Consider the following 5443-nt stretch of genomic DNA (forward strand, 5'->3'; position numbering starts at 1 on the left):
AATACTACACACCTCCTCGAAAGTAATTTCACGCCCTCGATAGACTAATTCCATTTTTTGGTCATGCCATTCAAACAACAAACCGTAGAACTCGATTAATGGCATGGGTTACTCCTTGATTGCCGTTTCCTTAGTTTCATACTGTTTGATGCGTTCTTCAAGTAGATCAGCAGGCCCTTTTCCAGAGCGAGTGTCTACGAGCGAACAACCAAAATTTGCGTCTAGCCCCCATGAAAAACCGCTTTTTAGTGTTTTGAAACCTAGAAAATCTATATTTCCATGTTGTCTTATGCCCCTAGATCGAGCGAAGCGAGCAAAAAGGCTCTATGAGCGAAGCGAATCCATTCTTGCTTTTGCTTTTCAGAATCAATGCTACCAGGAACAGAAAAAACAGCCCCACCGACCGAGTGAAACGAGGTCAAAATGCCACGAGCGAAGCGAGTGCCATAGGGCTGTTTTTGATCTTTACCTCTAAACCGATAATTATCCAAATTAGTAGTTATCCACAGGTTTTTTTGATTTTTTCTCTTTTTTTTATTTTTAATAGTTTTTAAATAGTTTTTAGACCCCCTTCAAAGCCTTACCACACAATGCTCTTAGAGCATTAAAAGGGACGGATTGTCGGTGAAAGGGGGACGGATTGTCGGTGAAAGGGGGACGGATTGTCGGTGAAAGGGGGACGGATTGTCGGTGAAATAGGACAAAATTTTAAAAGTCTTAATTAATACTTGAATTACATTTGGGACAATGCTAAAAAAGTCCCAATTAATTATAAAAAGGACAGATTGTCGGGTGAATAACGATCTAGTTGTAATGGATAATTCCATCGTTAAAGCGTCATATAATTTAAGTGTAAGTGAACAGCGGTTACTTTTGTCTGCCCTAGCGCAGATACCTAAAAATGAACCAATAGACCCTAAACAGGCCTATTACATTACAAGAGATGATTTTATTCGGCTGGGAGCTAATGCTGATCAGGCAACACGAGATATTCGGAATGCCACTAAAGATTTAATGAAAAAAACCTTACTTATAGAAACCAATGCAGGGGTATTGGAATTTCATTGGTTGTCAGAAGTTTTACGTTTCGATAAAAATGCGGATGCCCGATTAAAATTAAAATACCCAAATCCTGAAGATTATAAAAACTATCTCAATGGGTTAAGAAAATATAATTTACTAGAATCATTACCTTTTGGGCGACATAGTGAAGATATTGTGGCTAGGGTTGTTTTTGATAGTCGTATTTTACCGTTACTCAGTGAGTTAAAGGCTAATTTCACCCAATTCCTACTTGATGATGTTGCAGGTTTTGGCAGTGTTTATAGTTTCCGTTTTTACCAAATGATGATGCAATTTAAATCCACTGGGTACTGTAGAATTAGTTTAGAAGACCTACGTTACTCTTTAGCTTTATTTGAGAAATATCAGGCAACTAAAGATCTTAAAAAACGTGTAATAGACACCGCAATTAATGAAATTAATGAAAAAACACCTTATAAAGTTAGCTATGAGTTAATTAAATCAGGGCGTAAATTCACGCATTTAGAGCTGAAATTCAAAGAAAAAAAGGCAAAAGTAAAAGGTATAGAGCGAGATCCCAAAACAATTGATTGGGTAAATGGTGTATCAGACAACGAAATTAAAGGCATGTCACAATCACAAGCGATCAAATATGCAGATAAGCTTTATCAAAACCCTGCAATCGTTGGTGATTGGTCGGATTGTCTAAAATATGAAGATGCTAAATTCAAACTTATCAATCAATTACAAGAATCAAAATATGTTAGACAATATATGGAATATTTGTTGGCGTGTGATGATCCTTTCGATCCTAAAACTTTAGGCTTTAAACTATGAAAAGACCAATACTGCAATATTTTGATAAAGATGATGAAACTAAAGGAGGCTTACCATTTCCTAAAATTGAAGAATGGAACTCTAAACAACTGCAAGTACTTTATGCCATACAAAATTTTTTCAATAACTTTGTAGTACACCACTATTATTATATTGCATACCATTATGGGGAGTGTGATGAAGTAATACGTTTTGCTAGATTTTTTTCAGATTTTTGGGGAAGCTCTGGAGATGTTATAAATGAATCAAGCAAATTTGAGGTAATTGATGAAAAATTTATTGCTTGGGTTGAGATCATGCAATTTGAACAAATGTGTGACGAACTAAGTATGGATTTCGATAAAGTATTCAAAAGATTCATATTTCTTTAGAAAACAAGGATAAGCTATGAAAAACAATAAACTAGATGAAATCAGGAAAAGAAAGGAAATACATGCACAAACGCAAGCTAGCTTTGCTGTAGATAATTTGCATCCAAACCCCGATACACAGTACATTTTTGATGCATACAACAATGGCGAGATTAAAAGCATTGATGCTGCAATCAAAGCATTAGACAAACACTATGGCATCAAGAGATAACCTTTTTAAATAACGGCACTTTAAATGATAGAAGATTCTGAACTCGACCAAATCTTACTGGATGTTTTTAAAGGTGATGAATGGCTTCGATTTGTGGACTTTATATTTTCTTTAGCGAATGATTTTACAGATCAAGAACGGGACAGATACACCCAACTACATCGCCATCTTACTCTTAAAAATCTTAATAAAGATAATCCATTTAATGGATTATTCCTAGAAATAGCCAATACCAAACTTCCATTATAAATCAAACAAACTTCTGTCTCGATCTTCTGTTAAATACTCGTTGAGTTCAGCAAGTATTTTTGTTTTTTCTGCTTCATCTTCCATTTTTTTTAGTGCTAAAGAACCGAGTAAAATTTTACGTCTAGTATCATCTTTTCGTTGTTGGTCAGATAGCTTCTTTTTTTCACGAGCCAATACAGCTTGCTTTTGAGCTTTAAGCTGTTTTAAGCGTTCTTCCTGTTTAGCAATTTGTTGTTCTAAAGATTCCATTTTCATTGTAATTCCAAAGCCTAAAAAACCACAGTTAGCATAAGCATACATGAATTGAAATTCAAGGTACTGTCTGCTATCGTGGTTTTCCCAAAGGGCGCACTTTCCCAAACTAATTTCATTAAGTTTGGAAGTACGAAAAGGGACACCCCTTTACCCCGAAAATATAAAGATTTTAAAAGGCAAAAATAAATCATGGCGATTTATCATTTTTCAGTGAAGAACATAAGCAGAAGTGACGGACGTTCAGCCGTTGCTTGTTCTGCCTATCGTTCAGGTGAAAAATTGATAGATGAAAGACAAGGGAAAGAACAGGACTACACAAAAAAAACAGGCGTAGAATTCAAAAAAATCTATGCCCCTGAAAATACAAATCCTGAACTATTAGACCGTAACCAACTTTGGAATATCGTTGAGAAAGTTGAAAACCGTAAAAATTCACAACTTGCTAGAGAGTTTGAAATTGCTTTTCCGCATGAACTCAACCAACAGCAACGTGAACAAATGCTCAATGAATTATGCCAAGACATCGTAAAGCGTCATGCCGTTGTTGTGGATGCTGCAATTCATACCCCACACACAGCAAACGGAAGTGATAAGCGTAATTATCATGCTCACATTATGTTTACGACTCGGAGCATTGATGAACATGGAAATTTAGGAAAAAAGACAAGGGAATTTAACGACAATGGCAAACAGGAAGTCGAATTTTGGAGAGAAAGTTTTGCCGATCTAGCCAACAAACACTTGGCGAGAGCAGGTTACTTGACCGAAGTAGACCACCGCAGTTATGCCGATCAGGACAATGGGCTACAAGCCACCGTCCACGAGGGCAGTAAAATCACCCAATTACGCAGACAGGGCATAAATACCGAAATCAGCCTCAAAAACGATGCGATCAAAGCACAAAATACCGAAAAACTGGCAGAAATCATCAATGGACTGGAGCAAGAAATTATTGCAACAGAGAAAACCATAGCCAAATTACGCACAGAATCACCAAATAGCCACGAAAAAACGAAAGATGATGCGAATGTACACAGTGGTAACAAAAATCGCTTAGAACGCAAACCAGAGCAATCTAGCGCTATATTCCAAGATATTCCAACCAGTGAAAAGCAAATTGCCGTTCAACTTTTCAAAACCAAAATTCAGGATTTAGCCCAACAAATCCATGAAAAAGAACTAAAAACCATTATAAATCAAATGAGTGAATACATAGAAACCAGTAAAAAACTACTCGATCAAATTGAAACCCATCGGAATAACAAACCATTCAATCCTTTTAAACTCAAGGCATGGGAGGGTGAACTAGCAAATTTAGTCCACCAACACGATAACGAGATCAAAGCCAAATACGACCACCTCAAAACCGAACACCAAGAAATCAAAAAGCGTGGTGTGGCGTATGAACACTGGCAAAAAGCCGAAAGTTTAATCCATCAAAAATACCCTGACGAATACAAAAAAATCAAAGAGTTGGAAAGAGAACTCAATGAGCAAAATGCCACTATCAGCAAGACTAGAACCCAAGAGCAAGACACCGACAAGGGACGAGGGCGTTGACACTCAAAACGGTACTCCCCCCGACCTTAGGCGTGTTTAAAACCTTTTAACGCCATAGCATGACGGATCATGTCGTTAATGTGTTGTCTTGTCTCTTGATCTTGTGTACTCAGCCATGTCACCACATCAGCATCAATCACGTTTGCTTGAGCTGTTGCATGACGTTCCTGCAATTTTTTTACAAAATTAGGTTTAACCAATGGTGCGTTGGTTGGATCAAAGTTTTTATAACGTTCTAATTCATTTTGCATTGTTATACCTCCGCTTTTGGTTATGTGATGGTTCAAAGGCAGTGATTATTCTAGCAACATCCTCACGCTCAACCCAAACCACTGTAAGCAATCGACCAAGATTACTCAGCCCAGTTGAAATGATCCTTTGCTCATCGTAATGTCCAACATCATCATAGGATACCATTGAGGGATCTAAGAAAATACTACACACCTCCTCGAAAGTAATTTCACGCCCTCGATAGACTAATTCCATTTTTTGGTCATGCCATTCAAACATTAATCCGTAATATTCAATCAACGGGGGCATTAAAATTATCCTCTAGTTCAACTTCACTACGTTATTTGGCGTTTAATACCATGATGTTTATCAAGTGCTTTGATCGCTTCCTCGATTGTCGCTATTTTTCCAGTATTGTAATCATTAAAAATATATTGTGTTTCAGGATTTGGGTTTAGGTTATCTACAGCAAAAGCTGCTTGAGTTGTTCTGTGTAAGGCTTTTCTTTTTTCGATTTCTTCATCATTCATGACTTACTACCTTTGGTACTAAACCCTACTTGTTTTAAATAGGATTGGAGTTCTTTCTGTTTTTCAGGGTCTTTGAGCATTAAGCGCAACCTTGCTACAAATGGCTTCATATCTTCGCCTACGTTTGCCATAGCTTGCACTTCCGCCAGTTCTGATAGCTTACTGCTAAATGTATC

At 37.1% G+C, this 5443-nt stretch carries 8 protein-coding genes and 1 pseudogene; 4 read left to right on the forward strand and 5 right to left on the reverse strand.

Going from position 1 to position 5443, the window contains the following annotated elements; all coding sequences use genetic code 11:
* Window positions 1-792 precede the first annotated feature (792 nt).
* From RSC39_RS11765 to RSC39_RS11775, 3 genes are read left to right on the forward strand one after another with little or no spacing between them, the layout of a single operon-like run.
* Window positions 793-1860, forward strand: a complete 1068-nt coding sequence (locus tag RSC39_RS11765) for a replication initiation protein (RefSeq protein WP_332537393.1) — start codon at window positions 793-795, stop codon at window positions 1858-1860.
* On the forward strand, window positions 1857-2231 hold the full coding sequence (locus tag RSC39_RS11770; protein WP_332537395.1) for a hypothetical protein: 375 nt from the start codon (window positions 1857-1859) through the stop codon (window positions 2229-2231). Before RSC39_RS11765 ends, RSC39_RS11770 begins: the two co-directional genes overlap by 4 nt.
* Window positions 2232-2247: 16 nt before the next feature.
* Window positions 2248-2442: an antitoxin VbhA family protein gene (locus tag RSC39_RS11775; protein ID WP_332537397.1), complete on the forward strand. Its 195-nt coding sequence runs from the start codon at window positions 2248-2250 to the stop codon at window positions 2440-2442.
* Window positions 2443-2685: 243 nt separating this feature from the next.
* On the opposite strand, the gene RSC39_RS11780 is transcribed toward RSC39_RS11775, so the two are convergent.
* Window positions 2686-2940: a mobilization protein gene (locus RSC39_RS11780; protein ID WP_332537399.1), complete on the reverse strand. Its 255-nt coding sequence runs from the start codon at window positions 2938-2940 to the stop codon at window positions 2686-2688.
* Window positions 2941-3135: 195 nt separating this feature from the next.
* On the opposite strand from RSC39_RS11780, the gene mobQ reads away from it, so the two are divergent.
* On the forward strand, window positions 3136-4506 hold the full coding sequence (mobQ, locus tag RSC39_RS11785) for a MobQ family relaxase (RefSeq protein ID WP_332537401.1): 1371 nt from the start codon (window positions 3136-3138) through the stop codon (window positions 4504-4506).
* A 26-nt stretch (window positions 4507-4532) separates the two neighbouring features.
* Here the strand turns inward: mobQ and RSC39_RS11790 are convergent, their stop codons facing one another.
* The 4 genes and pseudogenes from RSC39_RS11790 to RSC39_RS11805 all read right to left on the reverse strand — a co-directional run.
* Window positions 4533-4757 carry a hypothetical protein gene (locus tag RSC39_RS11790; RefSeq protein WP_332537403.1) on the reverse strand — a complete coding sequence of 75 codons (225 nt, stop codon included), beginning with the start codon at window positions 4755-4757 and terminating at the stop codon, window positions 4533-4535.
* Window positions 4747-5046, reverse strand: a complete 300-nt coding sequence (locus tag RSC39_RS11795; protein WP_332537405.1) for a BrnT family toxin — start codon at window positions 5044-5046, stop codon at window positions 4747-4749. Before RSC39_RS11795 ends, RSC39_RS11790 begins: the two co-directional genes overlap by 11 nt.
* Window positions 5047-5072: 26 nt before the next feature.
* Window positions 5073-5267, reverse strand: coding sequence for an antitoxin VbhA family protein (locus RSC39_RS11800; protein WP_332537407.1), 195 nt, complete (start codon window positions 5265-5267; stop codon window positions 5073-5075).
* Window positions 5264-5443: pseudogene (locus RSC39_RS11805) on the reverse strand (hypothetical protein); the annotation flags it as partial. The gene RSC39_RS11800 and the pseudogene RSC39_RS11805, both read right to left, overlap by 4 nt.

It is taken from the genome of Lactococcus sp., assembly GCF_036648155.1.
Classification (GTDB): domain Bacteria; phylum Bacillota; class Bacilli; order Lactobacillales; family Streptococcaceae; genus Lactococcus; species Lactococcus cremoris.

Bases quoted from the DNA above. Each gene is read 5' to 3' on its own strand.
- RSC39_RS11770 (WP_332537395.1), top strand. From the start codon at position 1,857: ATGAAAAGACCAATACTGCAATATTTTGATAAAGATGATGAAACTAAA.
- RSC39_RS11775 (WP_332537397.1), top strand. From the start codon at position 2,248: ATGAAAAACAATAAACTAGATGAAATCAGGAAAAGAAAGGAAATACAT.
- RSC39_RS11780 (WP_332537399.1), bottom strand. From the start codon at position 2,940: ATGGAATCTTTAGAACAACAAATTGCTAAACAGGAAGAACGCTTAAAA.
- mobQ (WP_332537401.1), top strand. From the start codon at position 3,136: ATGGCGATTTATCATTTTTCAGTGAAGAACATAAGCAGAAGTGACGGA.
- RSC39_RS11790 (WP_332537403.1), bottom strand. From the start codon at position 4,757: ATGCAAAATGAATTAGAACGTTATAAAAACTTTGATCCAACCAACGCA.
- RSC39_RS11795 (WP_332537405.1), bottom strand. From the start codon at position 5,046: ATGCCCCCGTTGATTGAATATTACGGATTAATGTTTGAATGGCATGAC.
- RSC39_RS11800 (WP_332537407.1), bottom strand. From the start codon at position 5,267: ATGAATGATGAAGAAATCGAAAAAAGAAAAGCCTTACACAGAACAACT.